This is a genomic window from Streptacidiphilus rugosus AM-16 (genome assembly GCF_000744655.1).
Lineage (GTDB): Bacteria > Actinomycetota > Actinomycetes > Streptomycetales > Streptomycetaceae > Streptacidiphilus > Streptacidiphilus rugosus.
The window spans coordinates 2937281-2953549 of sequence record NZ_JQMJ01000004.1 but is presented as its reverse complement, the minus strand read 5'-3'; the positions used below and the strand labels follow the sequence as shown (position 1 = coordinate 2953549).

Here is a 16269-nt window from a genome sequence, read left to right as displayed (position 1 = left end):
CCAGCGCGAGGCGCTTGGTGCGCAGGGAGAGGTGGGTGTCGGCAGCGCGGCGTCGGGCGCGCAGCTGGGAAAGGGTGGAGCTCACGAGGTCCTCCGCGCGCTGCGGGCCGCGTCGATGCGCCAGATGACGATCGGCAGCAGGCTGGTGAGCAGGGCTATGCCGGCCCAGATCCGCATCGCCAGATAGGTGTTGTGGGTGACGAAGGAGGCGGTGAGGGCGCCGCCGAAGAGCAGCGCCCAGAGCAGGTGGGTGGTGAAGGTCAGCACGCGGTCGCCGCTGACGGAGTCGCCCTTGGGCGTGACCCGGAAGCCGCTGGGCAGCCGGAGCAGCGCGGCGAGGAAGGAGGTGGCGTAGATGGGCGTGGCCAGCGCGCCGATCACCATGCCGCCGATGCCGGTGGAGCCGGGCTTCTCGTGCGGGCTGATGTTGTGGCGGCGGTTGACGGCGTAGAGCCCGATCTGCAGCAGCACCGCGTCGCTGTAGAGCATCATCCAGGTGGAGGTGGGCACGTCGACCCCGGACGCGCCGATCACCAGGTAGAGCACGCTGCTGAGGCCGCCGAGGATGCAGGAGATCGCCGACATCGGGTAGAAGGTCAGCATCAGCGTGTAGTTGACCATGCGCCCGGGGGAGAGCCGCCAGGCCCGCCACCAGAACTGCTTGAGCAGCGTCTCGTAGGTGCCCCGGCTCCAGCGCGACTGCTGGCGGAAGAAGTCCGTCCAGGACGACGGCCCCTCGCCGACGGCGAGCACGTCGGGCGTGTAGACCGAGCTCCAGCGGCGGCCCGTCTCCGGGTTGGCGCGGGTGTGCAGCATCAGGCCGGTGGCCATGTCCTCGGTGATGGAGTCGTGGTAGCCGCCGATCTGCCGCAGCGCGCCGATCCTGATCACGTTGTTGGTGCCCACCAGCATGGGCGCGCGGTAGCGGTTGCCGGCGCGCTGGACCACCGAGTGGAAGAGGAACTGCTGGCTCTCGGCGGCCTTGGTGATCAGCGTGTCGTAGTTGCCGTAGACCTGGGGGCCGACCACGAAGGCCACGTCGGGGTCGCGGAACCAGCCGAGGGTGCGCTCCAGATAGGAGGGGTGCGGCACGTGGTCGGGGTCGACGCCGGCGACGAAGTCGTAGTCCGAACCGTGGGCCTGCAGCCAGGCGTTGTGGTTGCCGTGCTTGGTGCGGGCACGGAAGCCGCCCTTGCGGGTGTTCCACGCGTCGACGCCGCGCCGTGAGAAGTGCCGCACGCCGAGCTCGGCGCAGAGCGCCTTCATCTCCTGGGCGTCGCCCTCGTCGAGCAGCCAGACGTGCAGGGTGCCGACATGACGGATCCGGACCGCCGCCTCCAGGGTGCGGCGCAGCATCTCGACCGGTTCGGAACCGGGCACGGCCGTGGTCACGAAGGCGACCCTGGTGCCGCTCTGCGCGCGGACCGGGACCGGGTCGCGGGCGAAGAGCGAGCCGTGCGCGTTCGACAGCACCTGGAGCAGGCGGAAGAGCTCGATCACGATGATGCAGCCGAGGACGACGCGGTCCAGCCCGGTCAGCCAGGCGCGTGGATCGTACGGTCTGGTCGTCCAGTTGCGCGGCAGCGACATCCAGACCAGCAGCGCCAGCTCCATCAGCGGGGCCAGCACCATCAGCGTGCGGACCTTGCGGCGGTTCCTCGCGTCGGCGTGCAGGCTGCGGTACTGCACCCGGTACGGCCCCGGCGGGGCGTCGACGACGGGCCCGGCGAGGCGGCTGAAGCGTTCGTAGTCGTAACCGGCGGCGGCCTCGGCGGACGCCCCCGTACCGGCCTCCGCCTGCGTCCTCCCGGCCTCTCCGGCCGCGCGCGGCGCAGCGGACAACTGAGTCATGTAACCCCCCTGAGGCCGCACCGCTGCCTCGCAGCTGTGCGGCCTGCCCCCGAGTGCGGTGCGAAGCACGCCGGCTCTCCCCTGAACCGGCGACTGTGCCCAGCCTGCTTCGGGTGACTACGCGTCGGCGTCGGATTGCGCCGGATTAACGCGAACGGGGGATGTCTCGAATCAGGATTCGAATTCAGCCTCCGTGGCGGCGCGCACCTGGTCCACCGTCACACCCGGTGCGGTCTCGACCAGGCGCAGGCCCGTGCCGTCCGGCAGCACGTCGAAGACGGCCAGGTCGGTGATGATCCGGTGGACCACGCGGCGTCCGGTAAGCGGCAGTGTGCAGCGCTCCAGCAGCTTCGGGCTGCCGTCCTTCGCGGTGTGCTCCATCACCACCACGACCCGGCGCGCCCCGTGGACCAGGTCCATCGCGCCGCCCATGCCCTTGACCATCTTCCCGGGGATCATCCAGTTCGCCAGGTCGCCCTCGGCGGACACCTGCATCGCGCCCAGGATCGTCACGTCCACGCGGCCCGAGCGGACCATGCCGAAGGAGGCGGCGGAGTCGAAGTACGCGGCGCCGTCCAGCACCGTGACGGTCTCCTTGCCCGCGTTGACCAGATCCGGGTGCTCGTCCCCGGCGTACGGGTAGGGGCCGGTGCCCAGGATGCCGTTCTCGGAGTGCAGCACCACCTCGACGCCGTGCGGCAGGTGGTTCGGCACCAGCGTGGGCAGCCCGATGCCCAGGTTGACGTACTGGCCGTCCCGCAGCTCGGCCGCGGCGCGCGCGGCCAGCGCGTCACGGGTGAGCGGGGTGGGCGGGGCCGGGGTGAGGGCGGTCGTGGCGGTGGCGGCCCCGGCGGCCTCGGTGTTCTGCGTGCTGGTCATGGCGGTCAGATCTCCAGGGAGGCGTGCGGGCGGGTGGTGCGGCGCTCGATCCGTTTGTCGTCCGGGTCGGCCCGCACGACGCGGTCCACGTGGATCCCGGGCAGGTGGACCGCGTCCGGCGGCAGTTCGCCCGCCTCGACGATGCGTTCGGCCTCGACCAGGGTGGTCCGCCCGGCCATCGCCGCCAGCGGGTTGAAGTTGCGGGCCGCGGCGTGGAAGCGCAGATTTCCGTGGCGGTCCGCGACCTCAGCCCTGACCAGGGCGAAGTCGGCGCTGATCGCCTCCTCCAGCAGGTAGGCGCGGCCTCCGAACTCGCGCACCTCCTTGGCGGGCGAGGCCACCCGCACCCCGCCCGCGGCGTCGTACCGCCACGGCAGACCGCCCTCGGCCACCTGGGTGCCGACGCCGGCCGGGGTGTAGAACGCCGGGATCCCGCAGCCGCCCGCGCGCAGCCGCTCGGCCAGCGTGCCCTGCGGGACCAGCTCCACCTCCAGCTCGCCGCTCAGGTACTGCCGGGCGAACTCCTTGTTCTCGCCGACGTACGAGGAGGTCATCCGGGCGATCCGGCCGGCCCTCAGCAGCAGCCCGAGCCCCCAGTCGTCGACGCCGCAGTTGTTGGACGCGACCCGCAGTCCGCCGGTGCCCGTGTCCACCAGCGCCGCGATCAGCGTCGAGGGGATGCCGCACAGGCCGAAGCCGCCCACGGCGAGCGTGGCTCCTTCCGGGATGTCCGCGACGGCCTCCGCGGCCGATCCGATCACTTTGTCCATGTCAGCTCCAGCTCCTGCGGCGGCGGTCCACCGCGGGGTGTTCTCGGGGGAGCCTTCACCTTCGCCAGCGCGCGCGGCGGGCGGCCATGTCGGTCGGCCACATGCTTCGCCCCCGCGATGCGGTGTCCGGTCACATGTCCCGTGCCGGGCGGGGCTCCTACCGTTCCGGCATCCACTCAGTGACGAACGCAGGGCCAGGGAGCCGCAGCCATGACCAACGCCGACCGCCACCACCTCGCCGACCGGCCCTCCCGCCGTAGAAGCGCCGTCGCCCTCGCCGCGGCGGCAGCCGCCACTGCGCTGCTCGCCGGCTGCGCCTCGGCCGGCACCGCCCAGTCGGGCGGCGGCTCGTCCGCCGCGCCGGTCAAGGTCGGGCTGCTCTTCTCCAAGACCGGGCTGCTGGCGGACTACGGCAAGCAGTACGAGCAGGGCTTCCAGGCCGGACTCGACTACGCCACCCACGGCACCGGCAAGGTGAACGGCCATCAGATCGTGCTGTCCGAGCAGGACGACACCGGTGACCCGGCCACCGCCGTCGCCGACGCCAAGGACCTGATCGGCAAGGGCGTCAAGATCATCGCCGGCACCGTCGACTCCGGCATCGGCCTCCAGCTCGCGCCGCTGGCCGCACAGAACCAGATCCTCTACATTTCCGGGCCGGCCGCCACCGACGCGCTGACCGGCGTCAACAAGTACACCTTCCGCTCCGGCCGCGAGAGCTACCAGGACATCGCCGCCGCGGGCTCCTTCGTCGGCGACCCGAAGGGGAAGAAGATCCTGGTGCTGGCCCAGGACAGCGCCTTCGGCCAGGCCAACGTCAAGGCCGTCACCGCCGTGCTCGGCGCCAAGGGCGCGCACGTCTCCTCGGTGCTCGCGCCACCGAGCGCGACCGACCTGACGCCCTTCGCCCGCCAGGTGCGGTCCGCCGGGGCCGACCTGGTCTACGTCGCCTGGGCCGGCTCTACCGCGCCCGCGCTGTGGACGGCGCTGAACCAGCAGGGCGTGCTGGGCTCCACCAAGGTCGTCACCGGCCTGGCCGGCAACACCTCCTACCCGATCTTCGGCGACGCCGGGACCAAGGTGTCCTTCCTGGCCCACTACTTCCCCGGCGCCGGCGGCGGCAACCCGGTCGAGACGGCGATGATCAACGGAATCAAGAAGTCCGGTGGCACCCCCGACCTCTTCTCGCCCGACGGCTTCACCGCCGCGATGATGGTCGTCCACGCGATCGAGGCCAGCGACAGCGACACCGGCGCGATGGTCAAGGCCCTGGAGGGCTGGAGCTTCGCCGGCCCCGAGGGTCAGGAGCAGGTCAGGGCCGCCGACCACGCGCTGCTGCAGCCCATGTTCCAGGCCACCCTGACCGGCACCGGGGCCGCCGCCGCGCCCAAGCTGCTGGCGACCCTGACGGCCGACCAGGTCGCGCCCCCGGCCAGGACGATGGCGGGCTGAGCCGGGTGACCACCGCACCGACGGCGCCGCCGGTGCTCTCCCTCACCGAGGTGGGGTGGAGCGTCGGCGGCGCGGTGATCCTGGACGACGTCTCGCTGGAGGTCCACGAGGGCGAGTTCCTCGCCTTCATCGGCCCCAACGGGGCGGGCAAGACCTCCCTGTTCAACCTGATCAGCGGCCTCAGCCCGGTCTCGCGCGGGAGCATCGCGCTGGACGGCGCGGACATCACCGGGCTCGCCCCGCACGCCCGCGCCCGCCGCGGGCTCGGCCGCACCTTCCAGACCTCCAGCCTCTGGCCGGGACTGACCGCCGCCGACCACGTCCGGCTGGCCGCGCAGGCCGCCCAGGGCGGCTCCTTCGCGCTCTGGCGGCGCGCCCGCCGCTACGACGCCGAGGTCACCGCGACGCTGGACCGCACCGGCCTCGCCGACCGCGCCGACGCCCTGGCCGGCTCCCTCTCGCACGGCGAGAAGCGGAAGCTGGAGCTGGCCGTGCTGCTCGTCGGCGACCCGAGGGTGATGTTGCTCGACGAGCCGATGGCCGGCGTCAGCGCCGAGGAGGTCCCCGCGCTGACCGAGCTGATCCGCTCGCTCCACCGCGACGAGGGCCGCACCGTGCTGATGGTGGAGCACCACATGGACGTGCTGCTCGGCCTCGCCGACCGCCTCGCCGTCATGCACCACGGCACGCTGCTCGCCCTGGACGTGCCGGACACGGTGATGGCCGACGAGACCGTGCAACTCGCCTACCTGGGGGAGAGCCTGTGACCGCGACCAGCGCGTCCGCCGCGACGCCCGCCCCGCTGCTGGCCGTGCGCGACCTCAAGGTCGTGATCGGCGGCCGCCACATCCTGCACGGCGTCGACCTCGACGTCGCCCCCAGCGGCGTCACCGCGCTGCTGGGACGCAACGGCGCGGGCAAGACCACCACCGTGCGCGGCGTCCTCGGCCTGCTGCCCCGCAGCGGCTCGGTGCGCTACGACGGCGTCGAGACCGTCGACCTGGCGACACATCAACTCGTGCGCCGGGGCATCGGCTACGTCCCCGAGGACCGCGGGATCTTCGCCGCGCTGACCGTCGCCGAGAACCTGCGACTGGCCGAGCGCGACCCCGATCCCGCCTACGACCTGGTCCACGAGCTGTTCCCCGAGCTCAGGCAGCGCGCCCGGCAGGCCGCGGGCACGCTGTCGGGCGGCCAGCAGCAGATGGTCGCCATCGGGCGGACCCTGCTCAACCGCGGCAACCGCCTGATCATCGCGGACGAGCCGACCAAGGGCCTCGCGCCGCGCATCGTCACCGAGGTCGCCGTCGCGCTGGAGCGCGCCGCGCAGGCCGTCCCGGTCCTGCTCGTCGAGCAGAACCTGGCGCTGGTACGTCGCCTGGCCCAGCACTGCGTCGTCCTGGCCGACGGTCGCACCGCCCACGCCGGCCCGGCCGCCGAACTGCTCGCGGACCCCGACGCCTCCCGCAGCCTCCTCGGCGTCGGCCGCCGGGTCCACACCCCCGCCACGGGAGGAGACCGCTGATGGCAACCGTCGTCCTGCTCACCATGACCGGCCTCGGCCTCGGAGCGCTCTACTTCCTGGTCGCGTCCGGGCTCTCGCTCATCTTCGGCCTGATGGACGTGCTCAACTTCGCCCACGGCGCGCTGCTCTCCATCGGCGCGTACGCCGCCTGGTGGGGTGCGAGCAACGGTTTCGGCTACCCGCTTGCGCTGCTCTTCGGCACCGGCGTCGGCACCCTCGCCTCCGTCGCGCTCGAACTCGGCCTGATCCGCCCGCTCTACCAGCGTCCGCGCGAGCAGGTGCTGGCCACGGTCGGGGTCGGGCTCGCGGTCCCCGCGCTGCTCTCCGCGATCTGGGGCGCCGACGCCCGCACCTTCCCGGTGCCGGGCGCGCTCGCGGGCACCTTCACCGTGCTCGGCGCGGCCGTTCCGGTCAACCGGCTGGTGCTCGTCGGCGCCGCGCTGCTGGTGCTGCTCGCCCTCAAGCTGTTCCTCGGCCGCACCCGGCACGGGCTCGTGGTCCGGGCCGGCGTCGAGGACCGGGCCATGGTGACCGCGCTCGGCATCGACGTGCGCAAGGCCTTCACCCTGGTCTTCGCCATCGGCGGCGCGGCCGCCTCCCTCGCCGGGGCGCTGGCCGGGCTCTACTTCGGTTCCGTCGACCCGACCCAGGGCAGCTCCCTGCTGATCTTCGGCTTCGTCGTCGTGGTGATGGGCGGCCTCGGCTCGGTCGGCGGCGCGGCGCTCGCCTGCGTCGTGGTCGGGCTGGTCCAGCAGTTCGCCAACTACTACACGACCTCCGGCCTGGGCGACCTGGCCGTGGTCGCCATGCTCGCCGCGCTGCTGCTGGTGCGGCCCAGCGGCCTGACCGGGAGGCTCGCGTGAACCCGCTCGTCAACGTCCTGCGCCGCTGGTGGCCTGCCCTCGGGCTGGTCGTCCTCGCGGTCGTCCCCTACAGCGCGCTGCCGCTGCCCGGCCTGCTCGACGGCCCGATCGGCAGTCCCGGCAGTCTGCAACTGCTGGCCCTCTGCCTGGTCTTCGGGGCCCTGGCCACCGGCTACGACCTGCTGCTGGGCCGCACCGGCCTGCTCTCCTTCGGCCACGCGCTCTACTTCGCCTCCGGCACCTACGCCACCGACCTGCTGCTGACCTCGGCCGGGCTCGGCTTCTGGACGGCGGCCGGACTCGGGCTGCTGGCGGGTGCGGCGCTCTCCGCGCTCCTCGGCGCGGTCAGCCTGCGGATGAGTGGAATCGGCTTCGCCATGGTCACCCTGGCCTTCGCCCAGGCCGGCTCGATCCTGGTCCAGCGCGATCCCGGCGGGGTCACCGGAGGCGAGGAGGGCCTGGCCGCGACCGGCCTGCCGGGCTGGCTGGTCGGCATCCAGCACACCGCGAACCTGTACTGGATCGCCCTGGCCTACCTGGTGCTGACGCTGGCCGCCGTGCAGTGGGCGGTCCGCTCGCCGATCGGCCGGGTCTGGGAGGGCATCAGGGAGAACGAACGCCGGGTCGAGGTGCTGGGGTTGCGCCCCTACGGCTTCAAGCTGGTCGCCTTCGTGCTGGCCGGCACGCTGGCCGCGCTCGGCGGCATCGTCTACCTGCTGCTGACCGGTGGCGCGACGCCGCAGGCGACGAGCTCGGATTTCACGCTGTCGCTGCTGGTGATGGTCATCCTGGGCGGCTCGGGCACGCGCTGGGGCCCGCTGGTCGGCGGCGTGCTCTACACCTGGGCGCAGCACCGGCTCGCGGGGCTCGCCGGCTCCGACACGATCGCCGGCCTGCCCTCGGCGCTGCGGGTTCCGCTGTCGCAGCCCCTGTTCCTGCTGGGGGTGCTGTTCGTGATCGTCGTCTACGCGTTGCCGGGCGGAGTGGCGGGTCTGCCCGCGCGGCTGAGGAGGGCTCGGGCATGAGTCACGAGGAGCTGACCGTCCCGGTGGAGGGCGGCGAGCTGGCGGTGCTGCGGTGGCGCGCGACCACGCCGGACGCGCCGGTCGTCCTCGCCCTGCACGGCATCACGGCCAACGGCCTGGCCTGGGGCGCGGTCGCCGAGGCGCTGGCGGGCCGGGCGACCCTCCTCGCACCGGACCTGCGCGGCCGCGCCCGCAGCGCGGGGGTGACCGGGCCCTGGGGCATCGCCGCGCACGCGGCGGACGCGGCGGCGGTCGTCGAGGCGCTGGCGGGCGGCGGCCCCGTGGCCCTGACGGGCCATTCGATGGGCGCGTTCGTGGCCGCGCTGGCGGCCGCGCGGCGCCCGAAGCTGTTCAGCTCGGTGCTGCTGGTCGACGGCGGCGTCGGCTTCCCGCCGCCGCCGGGTCTTTCCGGCGACGAGCTGCTGACGGCGGTGATCGGGCCGGCGATGACGCGGCTGTCGATGACCTTCGCGTCACGGGAGGCGTACCGCGCGTTCTGGCAGGCGCATCCCGCCGTGGGCGGCGGGTGGTCGGACCTGGTCGACGCGTACGTCCAACGCGACCTGACGGGGAAGGAGCCGACGCTGCGCTCCTCCTGCGTCCTCCCGGCGATCCGCGCCGACGGCGCGGGCCTCTTCGAGGACGAAGTCCTCGCCGCGGTCCACGACCTCGCCCCCAGGACCCGCCTGCTGCTGGCCGAACGCGGCCTCTTCGACGAACCCCAGGCCCTCCTCGACGCCCCCCGCGTGGCTGCCGCCGGCCTGGACACCGACCGCGTCCCCTTCGACGTGATCCCCGACACCAACCACTACACCGTCCTGACCGCACCCGCCCCGGCCCTCCGGATCGCCGAGGCCTTGCTCCAGGGCTGACGCCGTCGGGCGGGCGCGGGCTTTCGGGCGGACGGTGAGTTGCACTGGGCCAGGGGCGCGGGGAACTGCGCGGCCAAGCCGCGCGGACGCGGGCTTTACCGACAAGGGGCCGGTGGCACCACCAGGGGCGCGGGGAACTGCGCGCCTCCGTCGGGCGGGCGCGGGCTTTCGGGCGGAGGGTGAGTTGCACCACGTCAGGGGCGCGGGGAACTGCGCGGCCAAGCCGCGCGGACGCGGGCTTTACCGACAAGGGGCCGGTGGCACCACCAGGGGCGCGGGGAACTGCGCGCCTCCGTCGGGCGGGCGCGGGCTTTCGGGCAGCGGGTGAGTTGCACCACGTCAGGGGCGCGGGGAACTGCGCGGCCAAGCCGCGCGGACGCGGGCTTTACCGACAAGGGGCCAGTTGCACCACCAGGGGCGCGGGGAACTGCGCGCAAAGCCACCCGCATGCGGATGGTCCTCACCGTGCAGGGCCGTCCGCACGGGGTGGCTGCTCGCGCAGTTCCCCGCGCCCCTGGAGGTTGCAACGGGCTGCGTCGGAGAAGAGCCTGCGGCGGGGTGGCCTCGCGCGCCCCACAAGAAGGAAGCGGCTTACGCCGCTTCGGCGAGCTCCGCTCGCGTGCGGGCGCGGTGGCGCGCGACGCGGCGGGCGACGAGCGCGCTGATCGTGGTGGTCGCCGCGCAGGAGACCGCGAAGCTCAGCCAGAACGTGTTGAACGCGTGCTCGTTCAGCCACCCCATGCCGACGATGTACGTCGCCCAGATCGTCGCCGACACCGCGGACCACCGGATGAACCGTCGCGGGGGGCGTGCCGCCGTGCCGACCGCGAGGTCCAGCACCGAGCGGCCGCCAGGCACGAAGCGGGCCACGATGACCGTCCGCGCGGTCTTCCGCTCCAGCGCGCGCAGCACCGACGCCGCCGCGTCCGCCGTTCCGGCCCGCCGTTCGAGCCAGCGGCGTGCGCGGCCCGCGCCCCTGCGCGCGAGCCGCAGCAGGACCAGGTCCGCGGCGAAGGAGGCCAGCGCCACACCCCCGGCCAGCACCGGCAGCGGCGTGTGCGTCTCGCCGGACTCCAGCACGGCGGCGACCACCACCGTGCCGCTCGGCACGAACGGCACGAAGGCGTCGGAGAAGACGGCCAGCAGCGCGGCGAGGAGGAACCACGACGATCCCAGGAAGGCAAGCACCCCACTCACGCTTCCAGCTCCCTTGTCGTCGTCACTTGTGTCCCACTAAAGATCCGCTCGGTTCGCCCCCGGTACCGTGCCGCTTGTCGACGAACAACGCTAGCCGGTCACATGATCACACCCGAAGCCGCCCCTGGTGACCCAGATCACGGCCTTCTTACCTGGGTAAAGCCTGGGAGTTCGGCCGTCGGCGCCGGTTCCGGACCCTCCGCTGTCGCATCGTGACACCGCGTTCACCATTCGGCTGACTTCCCGTCAGCTCGGTGACGCACACGCTTCCTACCCTCGTCACCGTGACCGCCATTCTCCAGCCGCCCGCCGCGCCGTCGGCCACACCGCGGCCGGACCTGGACCCGCCGAGCGGGCCCACAGCCGGCAGACCAGGCATCAGGCTGCCGCGCTCCGGCGGGCCGGTCCTGCGACTGCGCGCCCAGGCGGCAGCGGCCATGCTGCTCGTCGCGGCGCTGCTCGCACTCGCCCTGGTGGGGTTCTCCGACACCTCCGCGCGCGTCCACGAACTCGTCGACGTCTCCGAGCCGCGCGCCGTCGCGGCCGCCCAGCTCATGCAGGCGCTGTCCGACCTGGACGCCCAGCGCGCCAAGTCGCTCGTCGTCGGCTACTCCGCCGTCCCCTCCGGGGACCCCGGCGCCGGGCCGGTCCTGGTCGACGACGGCGTCCTGGCCTCGCTGACCGCGCAGGCGGACCAGCGTGCCGCACACCGCGCGCTGGCCCGACTCGCGGCGTCCGCCGGGCCCGCGGGGCCGACCGACGTGCAGGGGCTGCTCGACTCGCTGGCCCTCTACGACGCCTGGACCGGCACCGAGGAGTACGCGGTCGGCACCCAGGCCCAGCCGGTCGTCGGGCATCCGCTGCCGGTGGCCGTCGACACCTACGCGCAGGCCGACAGCCTGCTCCAGAGCACGCTGCTGCCCCAGGTGAAGGCCCTGCTCGCGCAGGCGGACGAGCAGGTCGGCCACGACCGGGACGCCGCCCGCGGCGCGGCCCTGCGCTACGCGGCCCTCCTCGGCCTCGTCGGGGCCGCCGCGGTGCTCGTGCTGCTGTGGTGGCAGCGCGACCTGGCGGTGCGCCACCGACGCGTCCTCAACCTGCCGCTGCTCGCCGGGACCGCGGCCGTGCTGGCGCTGCTCGTGGGCACCACCTCGGCCATGGCCGGGTCCGGCGCCGCGGTCCAGGACGCGGTCACTCGCGGCTACACCCCCTACGCCGGGCTCGCCCAGGCCTCCGTCGCGGCGGCCGACGCGGAGGCGCGGCAGAGCCGCTGGGTCGTCGACGAGGACTACCGGCCGCTGCTGGGCGCCGCGTTCACCTCCGACGCGGACCAGGTGCGCCGGCTGCTCGCGGCGGACACCTCGCCGGGGTCGGACACGGTCCGGCAGCGCTTCGCCGCCTACCTGGCCGCCGACGGCACGCTGCGCTCGGTCGCCGGTGGCGGGGACGTCAACGAGGCCGCGCTCCGACTCACCGGCGTCGCCCGCGACGACGTCGCCTTCGCCTACTACGATTTCGCGCTCCACCTGGACCAGTCGGCGGCCGGCGACACCGCCGCGTTCTCCGCGCACGCGGCGGCGGCCGAGGACGACCTCACGGCCTGGCCCGGCGTCGCGGCCGTGCTGCTCGGCAGTGCGCTGCTGCTGGTCCTGGCCGGGGTCGGACCCCGGCTGCGCGAGTACAGCTGAGCCGTCGAACAGGACCGCGGTCTAGCCGTGGGCCCGTCGGTAGAGGTAGTCGACGACCGGGACCGTGCCGGGTACGCCGTTGGCGGTCATGAACGGCGAGGTGCGGTAGGTCCCGCCGACGACGACGCTGGGCATCTCGTTCACCTGGTACTTGTCCCGCAGGGCGGGCGCGGCCCGGGTCTCGTCGGCGACCTGCTGCGACTCGTAGGCGTCCTTGACCGCGTTCGGGTCCAGCCCGTTGTCGGCCGCCCAGGACAGCACGGCCGTCTCGTTGGTCAGATCCATGCCCTGGTCCCGGACCGCGCGGAAGACCGGGATCGCCTCGCGCTGCGCGACGCCGAGCTTGTCCAGCGTGTAGTAGAGCTTGGCGTAGGCCATCATCACCGGCTTGTCCGGCCACGCGGCGGGGATCCGGCGCACGACGACGGGCGGGTTCTGCCGAGCCGCCCAGTCGTCGAGCGGCTGCTCCAGCTGGTAGGAGTGTGGGCAGTTGTACCAGAACACCTCGACGACCTCGCGCGGCGAGGTCTTGACCGGCTGGGCGAGCCGGACGTACTGCGCGCCCTCGGCCGGGGTCGCGGCGGCGGTCGACGTGTCGGAGCCCATCGAGGCGGGCGCGGGCGCGGGCGCGGGCGCCGCGGCGAGCAGCGAGGTGCAGGTGGCGGCGGCCAGGGCCAACCGGATCAGTACGCGCATTCCCGCACCATGGCAAGCCCGCCGCGCCCACGCCCCGCTGACACGGCGACGCCGACCCGCTTTCGCTCGAACGGGGCCGACTGTCGCCCCGTTCGGATGACGACCCCACCGCCCGGCTTACGGCCTCTCCCAGCCGGACCCACGCTCGATCCGCAGCCCGGGCCGCCCCGACCCGGACCTGACCCCGACCCGGCCCACTCCCGGCCCGAGACTCCGCTCGCGCCCGTCCTCGTCCGACCAACTGCGTGCTGCGCCGGGTCCGGGCGGGGCCGGAGACCGCCTGCGGCGGCTTGCCCCGCGGCTCGGTGCCTCATTCCGAGTCCAGCCAGCATCCCCGATCTCGCGCGACCAGCGCCGCGCCCGCGCCGTGCCCGCGCCGGGTCCGGGCCGCGCCCGCGGCCGGTCCAGGCCTGAGTCGGCGATCGCCCGTGGTGGCCTGACCCCGCGGCCGGGTGCCTCATTCCGAGTCCGGCCCGCGACCCCGCTCGCGCCCGACCGGCTCCGCGCCCGCGGCGCGCCCGCGCCGGCGCTCGCCCGTGGTGGCCCGCCCCGCGGCCCCGCTGCTTAATTCCGTTGCGGCCCCCTCCGCCCCCGTCTACCGTGGAACGCGTACTCATCGCCGCCCGACAGGAGTAGGCCGTTGCTTTGCTGAGCTCGGAGACACGTCCCGACCTCAGCCAGCCGTGCCGCGAACCCTGATCATCCGGGCGGCTTTCGCATGCCCGCGCGCCGCCGCCGTTCCTGGCCGGGTGCCGCCCCATGCGCCGGCGCCGTGCACCTCGTGCGCGTCGCGCCTGGTCGGATTCCCGTGTCTCCCACCGTGCCGCTGGACCACCCACCGACACCGGGAGCTGCCCGTATGCATCACACCGACCAACTCTCCACCCCCACCGCCTCGATCGTCTGCACCGGCCTGGAGTACTCCTGGCCCGACGGCGTCCCCCTGCTCAGCGGTCTCGACCTCGCCGTCGGCTCCGGCCGTACCGGCCTGGTCGGCCGGAACGGCAGCGGCAAGTCCACCCTGATCCGGCTGATCGCCGGGGACCTGCAGCCGGACTCCGGCCGCGTCCGCGTCCAGGGCACGCTCGGCTATCTGCCGCAGCACCTGCCGCTCGACGCGACGCTGCCCGTCGACGTCGCGCTCGGCATCGCCGAGACCCGCGGCGCGCTGCGGGCCATCGAGCGCGGGGAGGCGACGGAGGCCAACTACGAAGCCGTGGGCGAGGACTGGGACGTCGAGGAGCGCGCCCACGCCGAGCTCGACCGGCTCGGCCTCGGCCACCTCGGGCTGGACCGGCGGCTCGGCGAGCTGTCCGGCGGCGAGGCGGTGCTGCTCGGGCTCGCGGGGCAACTGCTGCGGCGCCCGAAGGTGTTGCTGCTCGACGAGCCCAGCAACAACCTCGACTCGCGGGCGCGCGAGCGGCTTTACGCGGCGGTCACCGGCTTCCGCGGCACGCTGGTCGTCGTCAGCCACGACCGCACGCTGCTGGACCTGGTGGACCGGGTCGCCGAACTGCGCGAGGGCGAGGTCACCTGGTTCGGCGGGAACTTCACCGCCTACGAGGAGGCCCTCGCCGTCACTCAGGAGGCGGCCGAGCGCACGGTCCGCGCCGCCGAGGGCGACCTGCGCCGTCAGCGTCGTGAACTGGAGGACACCCAGGTCAAGTTGGCGCGCCGCAAGCGCTTCGGCCAGAAGATGTACGAGACGAAGCGCGAGCCGAAGATCATCATGAACGACCGTCGGCGCACCGCCCAGGTCGCGGCCGGACGCCTGCGCAACGAACACGAGGAGAAGGTCGAGGCCGCCCGGGAGCGGCTGTCCGCCGCCGAGCTCGCGGTGCGGGACGACGACGAGATCCGCGTCGACCTGCCCGCGACCGAGGTCCCGGCCGGTCGCACGGTGCTCGCCCTGACCGGCCTGCGCCTCGCCCACGCCTCTCCGGCAGCGGGGGAGGAGGGAGGACCGCGGATCGACCTGGAGCTGCGTGGACCCGAGCGGCTCGCGCTGCTCGGCCCCAACGGCAGCGGCAAGACCACGCTGCTGCGCACCATCGTGGGCGAGCTCGCACCGCTCACCGGGGAGGTGCACGCCCCGGTCCCGCTGCGCTACCTGCCCCAGCGGCTGGACCTGCTCGACGACGAGCTGAGCGTCTTCGAGAACGCGGCCCGGTTCGCTCCGCAGGCGACCGAGAACGCGTTGCGCGCCCGACTGGCCCGGTTCCTCTTTCGGGCCGGGCGCGCGGACCAGCAGGTGGGCACCCTCTCCGGGGGCGAACGCTTCCGCGCCACGCTGGCGGCGCTGCTGCTGGCCGAGCCCGCTCCGCAGCTCCTGCTGCTGGACGAGCCGACCAACAACCTCGACCTGGCCGGAGTGCGGCAGCTCGCCACGGCGCTGGCGGGCTACCGGGGCGCGCTGATCGTGGTCAGCCACGACCCGCGTTTCCTGGACGAGCTCGGCATCGACCGGACCCTCCGGCTGGAGCGCACCGCCGAGCCCGCGGGCTGATCCGAGAGGCGGGGCACGCAAACGCATCGGCCTGCTCCCCGACCGTCGTCGGTCGGGGAGCAGGCCGGTCGCGTCGGCTCGGGGCAGGGTCGAGCCGGTGGAGGAGTACGGGAGCGGTCCCGGGGTCAGCCCGTGGTGCCGGTGGCGGCCGGGGCCTTCAGCTGCGGCATGAACCAGTCGAAGTAGATCGCGCCGGAGATGAACAGGCCGACCAGGCCGAGCACGATGCCCGCCCAGGCCACCGCGCGGACCCAGCCGGGGACCTGCTTGGAGGAGAGGAAGGTGGCGCCGAAGACGGTGACCGCGCCGACGAGGACCGCGACGAGCGCGAAAAGCCCGTTCCACTCGGCCATCCGGTGCCAGGCCGTGTTGTAGGAGGCCTTCAAGACGTCGGCCGTCGTCTTTCCGGCGAGCTGGCCTATGACGCCCTGGCGCTGCTGGATGACCGTGCTCAGGAAGGTGCCGCTGATCGAGACCAGGCCGAGCGCCGCGGAGACCACCGCGGCCGCGCCGCCGAGGACGCCGGTGGAGACGCTCTGCTCGGTCAGGGCCTCGAGCTCATCGTCGGTGAGCTCGTCCAGCTCCTTCTGCTCGGGGCTGAGCACCTCGTTGGGCCGCGGTGACCAGGCCTTCTTCTGACCGACGGCGAGCGAGACCGTCTCGGTGCCGGCGGTCACAGTGGGCTCGTCCGTGGGCTCGACGGAAGAGACCCCGCCGATGCCGGCGATGCCACTGGGACTGTTCGGGGTGGTGGGACCAGGAGTCGTCATGCGCGGAACCTTAGGGGTTCTTTGTGAGGAACGGATGAATTCTTGACCCCTTCATGGGATTGCGGCCCAACGGAGACCTTGCCGCTCCGCAGGTGACCGGGGAGCACTCCTGTGCACCCCCACCAGGAACAGGGCTCAGGTCTTGTACAGAGTCGCACCCCTGTATCGCTCGCTC

The 16269-nt window shown here is 73.5% G+C and carries 14 protein-coding genes; 8 read left to right on the top strand and 6 right to left on the bottom strand.

All coding sequences use genetic code 11. From position 1 onward, the window contains the following. Positions 1-81: 81 nt before the first annotated feature. From BS83_RS22305 to BS83_RS22295, 3 genes are all read right to left on the bottom strand, one after another. Positions 82-1851 (bottom strand): glycosyltransferase family 2 protein, encoded by a 1770-nt coding sequence (locus tag BS83_RS22305; protein WP_084713850.1) that lies wholly within the window; start codon positions 1849-1851, stop codon positions 82-84. A 171-nt stretch (positions 1852-2022) separates the two neighbouring features. Further along, entirely contained in the window at positions 2023-2730 is a 708-nt protein-coding gene (locus tag BS83_RS22300) for a 3-oxoacid CoA-transferase subunit B (protein WP_084713847.1), read from the bottom strand. 5 nt (positions 2731-2735) lie between these two features. Further along, on the bottom strand, positions 2736-3500 hold the full coding sequence (locus BS83_RS22295) for a CoA transferase subunit A (protein ID WP_037605344.1): 765 nt from the start codon (positions 3498-3500) through the stop codon (positions 2736-2738). Between the two features lie 210 nt (positions 3501-3710). On the opposite strand from BS83_RS22295, the gene BS83_RS22290 reads away from it, so the two are divergent. From BS83_RS22290 to BS83_RS22265, 6 genes are read left to right on the top strand one after another with little or no spacing between them, the layout of a single operon-like run. Further along, a complete protein-coding gene (locus BS83_RS22290; protein WP_037605343.1) occupies positions 3711-4952 on the top strand; it encodes a substrate-binding domain-containing protein in 1242 nt (413 codons plus the stop codon). 5 nt (positions 4953-4957) lie between these two features. After that, a complete protein-coding gene (locus BS83_RS22285) occupies positions 4958-5719 on the top strand; it encodes an ABC transporter ATP-binding protein (RefSeq protein ID WP_232248452.1) in 762 nt (253 codons plus the stop codon). Positions 5720-5763: 44 nt separating this feature from the next. Then, positions 5764-6477, top strand: a complete 714-nt coding sequence (locus BS83_RS22280) for an ABC transporter ATP-binding protein (RefSeq protein WP_198035454.1) — start codon at positions 5764-5766, stop codon at positions 6475-6477. After that, positions 6477-7340 carry a branched-chain amino acid ABC transporter permease gene (locus BS83_RS22275; protein WP_037605342.1) on the top strand — a complete coding sequence of 288 codons (864 nt, stop codon included), beginning with the start codon at positions 6477-6479 and terminating at the stop codon, positions 7338-7340. Before BS83_RS22280 ends, BS83_RS22275 begins: the two co-directional genes overlap by 1 nt. Next, on the top strand, positions 7337-8365 hold the full coding sequence (locus tag BS83_RS22270; protein WP_051943608.1) for a branched-chain amino acid ABC transporter permease: 1029 nt from the start codon (positions 7337-7339) through the stop codon (positions 8363-8365). Before BS83_RS22275 ends, BS83_RS22270 begins: the two co-directional genes overlap by 4 nt. Then, entirely contained in the window at positions 8362-9237 is an 876-nt protein-coding gene (locus BS83_RS22265) for an alpha/beta fold hydrolase (RefSeq protein WP_037605341.1), read from the top strand. Before BS83_RS22270 ends, BS83_RS22265 begins: the two co-directional genes overlap by 4 nt. Positions 9238-9828: 591 nt before the next feature. Here the strand turns inward: BS83_RS22265 and BS83_RS22260 are convergent. Beyond that, a complete protein-coding gene (locus BS83_RS22260) occupies positions 9829-10434 on the bottom strand; it encodes a DedA family protein (RefSeq protein WP_157597278.1) in 606 nt (201 codons plus the stop codon). Between the two features lie 284 nt (positions 10435-10718). Between BS83_RS22260 and BS83_RS22255 the strand changes: the two genes are divergently transcribed. Next, positions 10719-12122, top strand: a complete 1404-nt coding sequence (locus BS83_RS22255; protein ID WP_157597277.1) for a hypothetical protein — start codon at positions 10719-10721, stop codon at positions 12120-12122. Between the two features lie 21 nt (positions 12123-12143). Here the strand turns inward: BS83_RS22255 and BS83_RS22250 are convergent, their stop codons facing one another. Next, the gene (locus BS83_RS22250; RefSeq protein ID WP_037605339.1) at positions 12144-12818 is read right to left on the bottom strand and encodes a thiol:disulfide interchange protein DsbA/DsbL; all 675 of its coding nucleotides are present in this window, start codon (positions 12816-12818) and stop codon (positions 12144-12146) included. 859 nt (positions 12819-13677) lie between these two features. Between BS83_RS22250 and BS83_RS22245 the strand changes: the two genes are divergently transcribed. Beyond that, positions 13678-15324: an ABC-F family ATP-binding cassette domain-containing protein gene (locus tag BS83_RS22245; RefSeq protein WP_037605338.1), complete on the top strand. Its 1647-nt coding sequence runs from the start codon at positions 13678-13680 to the stop codon at positions 15322-15324. Between the two features lie 125 nt (positions 15325-15449). On the opposite strand, the gene BS83_RS22240 is transcribed toward BS83_RS22245, so the two are convergent. Next, positions 15450-16094 carry a hypothetical protein gene (locus BS83_RS22240; RefSeq protein WP_051943603.1) on the bottom strand — a complete coding sequence of 215 codons (645 nt, stop codon included), beginning with the start codon at positions 16092-16094 and terminating at the stop codon, positions 15450-15452. Positions 16095-16269: the final 175 nt, after the last annotated feature.

Excerpts from the sequence above, each read along its gene's own strand:
- BS83_RS22295 (WP_037605344.1), bottom strand. The coding sequence starts at position 3,500 with ATGGACAAAGTGATCGGATCGGCCGCGGAGGCCGTCGCGGACATCCCG.
- BS83_RS22290 (WP_037605343.1), top strand. The coding sequence starts at position 3,711 with ATGACCAACGCCGACCGCCACCACCTCGCCGACCGGCCCTCCCGCCGT.
- BS83_RS22275 (WP_037605342.1), top strand. The coding sequence starts at position 6,477 with ATGGCAACCGTCGTCCTGCTCACCATGACCGGCCTCGGCCTCGGAGCG.
- BS83_RS22265 (WP_037605341.1), top strand. The coding sequence starts at position 8,362 with ATGAGTCACGAGGAGCTGACCGTCCCGGTGGAGGGCGGCGAGCTGGCG.
- BS83_RS22240 (WP_051943603.1), bottom strand. The coding sequence starts at position 16,094 with ATGACGACTCCTGGTCCCACCACCCCGAACAGTCCCAGTGGCATCGCC.
- BS83_RS22245 (WP_037605338.1), top strand. The coding sequence starts at position 13,678 with ATGCATCACACCGACCAACTCTCCACCCCCACCGCCTCGATCGTCTGC.
- BS83_RS22300 (WP_084713847.1), bottom strand. The coding sequence starts at position 2,730 with ATGACCAGCACGCAGAACACCGAGGCCGCCGGGGCCGCCACCGCCACG.
- BS83_RS22250 (WP_037605339.1), bottom strand. The coding sequence starts at position 12,818 with ATGCGCGTACTGATCCGGTTGGCCCTGGCCGCCGCCACCTGCACCTCG.
- BS83_RS22305 (WP_084713850.1), bottom strand. The coding sequence starts at position 1,851 with ATGACTCAGTTGTCCGCTGCGCCGCGCGCGGCCGGAGAGGCCGGGAGG.